Below are 3005 nucleotides of genomic sequence, written 5' to 3'. Positions count from 1 at the left end.
CCGCCAATCCGGAACCTGGGTCGGCGTCCGTCGTCCGTCGACCGCGGTTGAGCTGCCACTCAACCGCGGTCGACTCCGAACGCGGGGCGGGCGGCGGGTCGTCGCCCGCTCCGGTCCAGTCCCGATCCGCAGACCAGATTCAGGAGGGTCCATGATACGACGATGGGTACCGCTCGCCGTGGCGACGGCGGTCCTTGCCACCGCCGCAGGGTGCGGTGGCGATGCCGGCCCGACGTCCGGCGCGCCGGACGCGAACCTTGCCGGCAAGACGGTCGAGGTGGCGGCCACGTGGTCCGGTGCCGAGCAGGCGAACTTCCAGGCGGTGCTGGACGCCTTCGCCGCGAAGACCGGCGCGACGGTGAAGTACACCTCCGGCGGCAACGATCTGCCGGTGCTGCTCAACAGCCGGATCGCCGGGGGTTCGCCGCCGGATGTGGCGCTGATCTCGCAGCCCGGGGTGGTGGCCGAGTTCGTGAAGCGGGGCGCGATCAAGCCGCTGACCGGTGATGCGGCCGCCGCGATCAAGGCCAACTACAGCTCTGCCTGGCAGGAACTGGGCACCGTGAACGGGCAGCTCTACGGCGTCTACTTCAAGGTGGCCAACAAGTCGGTGATCTGGTACCGGGTCGACAGCTTCACCGACGCCGGGGTGCAGCCGCCGAAGACCTGGGACGAGCTCAAGACGGTCTCCGCCGCGCTCGCCGACTCCGGGGTGACGCCCATGGTGGCCGCCGGTGGCGACGGGTGGGTGCTGACCGACTGGTTCGAGAACACCTACCTCCGGGTCGCCGGCCCGGAAATGTACGACAAGCTGGCCAAGCACGAGATCCCCTGGACCGACCCCAGCGTGGTCAAGACGCTGACCCTGCTGGCCGACTACTGGCGTACGCCGCGCTTCCTGGCCGGCAACCCGACGCAGACCGCCTTCACCCAGGCGATCGCCGACGTGTTCGGCAAGTCGCCGAAGGGAGCGATGCTGTTCGAGGGCGACTTCGTCGCCTCAGAGATCAACAAGCTGGGTGAATTGAAGGTCGGCGAGTCCGCGAAGTTCTTCGACTGGCCGTCGGTCGACGGCTCGAAGCCGGCGGTGGTGACGGCGGGCGACCAGGCGGTCGCCTTCAAGGACACGCCTGAGGCGAACGCACTGATGGCCTTCCTCGCATCGCCCGAGGCGGCGAAGATCATGGCGGCCAAGGGCGGGTTCATCTCGGCGAACTCGGGACTGGACGTCGCGACGTACGCGGACGACACCACCCGGGAACTCGCCGAAGCGGTGGTGAAGGCCGAATCGCTGCGCTTCGACCTGTCGGACCTCACGCCGCAGACGTTCGGCGGTGGGACCAGCGCCCACCTGTGGGTGCTGCTGCAGGACTTCCTGGCCAAGCCGATCGCCCCTGAGGCGTTGGCCCAGCAGCTCGAGGCCGCCGCGAAGAAGGACTTCGGAGGCAACTGATGACGATCACGCCCGACCCGGCCCAGGGCATCCGTCCGTCCCCTGCCCGAACAACGATCGGCCGGGCGAGCGTGGCCGATGGCCCCGGCGGCTCACGGCACGCCGCCGGCGGCCCGGGCCACCGGGACGCCCCCGGCGGCCCACGGACCACCGCCGGGACCACCGCCGGGACTGCGGCCCGCCGACGGTCGCGGGAGACCCGCCTGATGGTCGCGCTCTTCCTCGGCCCCGCCCTGGTGCTGCTGCTGGTGCTGGTCTGCTATCCCATCGTCTACACGCTGTGGCTCAGCTTTCGCAGCGGTGACGGATCGAGGTTCGTCGGCCTCGACAACTACGTCACCATGTTCACCTCGCCGAACACCCGGCGAGCCATCCTGAACAACCTCGTCTGGGTGATCGTGGCGCCGGCCGTGGCCACCACCCTCGGGCTGATCTTCGCGGTGTTGACCGAGCGGCTGCGCCGGTCGGCCGTGCTCAAGGCGGTCCTGTTCATGCCGATGGCCATCTCGTTCCTGGCCGCCGGCGTCACCTTCCGGCTGGTCTACGACGAGAACCCGGACCGCGGCGTGCTCAACGCGGTCGCGGTGTCGGTGCACGACGCCTTCGAGTCCCCGTCGCGCTACCACGGCGTGGATGCCCGAGAGCAGGGCGAGCTGGCGCCGGTGAACGGCGGCTTCGAGTCCAGGGGGCCGGCGAACCCGGGTGAACCCGTCCACCTCGCCCTCGTGGGTCTGCCGCCGGACCGGATCCCGACCGACGCCAAGCCGGCCACGGCACCCACCGGCGGCCCCGGCCTGCAGGGGGTGGTGTGGCTCGACTTCACCCGCGGCGGCGGCGGCCAGGCGGGGATTGTCGACGCCGGCGAGGTGGGGTTGCCCCAGATGACCGTCGAGGCGGTGGCCGACGGGGGCAGGGTGGTCGCCACCACCCGGACCGACGCCGCCGGGCGGTTCGCGTTCCCCGAACTCACCTCCGGCCCATACGTCATCCGGCTGCCCGCCGACAACTTCACCGAGCCGTTCAACGGCGTCACCTGGCTCGGGCCTTCACTCATCACTCCCGCCGTCATCGGGGCGTACATCTGGATCTGGGCCGGCTTCGCCATGGTGCTGGTGTCGGCCGGGCTGGCCGCCCTGCCTCGGGAAGCACTCGAAGCGGCCCGGATGGACGGCGCGAGCGAGTGGCAGACATTCCGGCACGTGACCGTGCCGCTGGTCCGGCCGGTGCTCGTCGTGGTCCTGGTCACCCTGACAATCAACGTCCTGAAGATCTTCGACCTCGTCTACGTGCTCGCACCCGAGTCGTCCCAGGACGACGCGACCGTGGTCGCCCTGGAGATGTACCGGGTGTCCTTCGGCGGCGGCCTCGACTACGGGCTCGGCAGCGCCCTCGCGGTCCTGCTGTTCGCCCTGGTGCTCCCCGCGATGCTGTTCAACATTCGGCGCCTGAGGAGGGATAGCTGATGAGCCACGCCACCATCGACGCCGTACCGGAACTGATACCCGCCGGTACCGCGCGGGGCGGCCGGCCGCGACCGGGACCGTGGACCCGG

Annotated in this window: 2 protein-coding genes; both read left to right on the top strand. The window is 70.3% G+C overall.

Features of this window, described 5'->3' with window-relative positions; genetic code table 11:
• Positions 1-151 precede the first annotated feature (151 nt).
• A complete protein-coding gene (locus AB0G14_RS35160) occupies positions 152-1453 on the top strand; it encodes an extracellular solute-binding protein (RefSeq protein WP_357705043.1) in 1302 nt (433 codons plus the stop codon).
• Entirely contained in the window at positions 1453-2916 is a 1464-nt protein-coding gene (locus AB0G14_RS35155; RefSeq protein ID WP_357705041.1) for an ABC transporter permease subunit, read from the top strand. Before AB0G14_RS35160 ends, AB0G14_RS35155 begins: the two co-directional genes overlap by 1 nt.
• Positions 2917-3005: the final 89 nt, after the last annotated feature.

The sequence above is a fragment of the Micromonospora sp. NPDC023814 genome (assembly GCF_040639595.1).
Classification (GTDB): domain Bacteria; phylum Actinomycetota; class Actinomycetes; order Mycobacteriales; family Micromonosporaceae; genus Micromonospora.
This window is presented reverse-complemented; position numbering and strand designations above follow the sequence as displayed.

Bases quoted from the DNA above. Each gene is read 5' to 3' on its own strand.
- AB0G14_RS35160 (WP_357705043.1), top strand. From the start codon at position 152: ATGATACGACGATGGGTACCGCTCGCCGTGGCGACGGCGGTCCTTGCC.
- AB0G14_RS35155 (WP_357705041.1), top strand. From the start codon at position 1,453: ATGACGATCACGCCCGACCCGGCCCAGGGCATCCGTCCGTCCCCTGCC.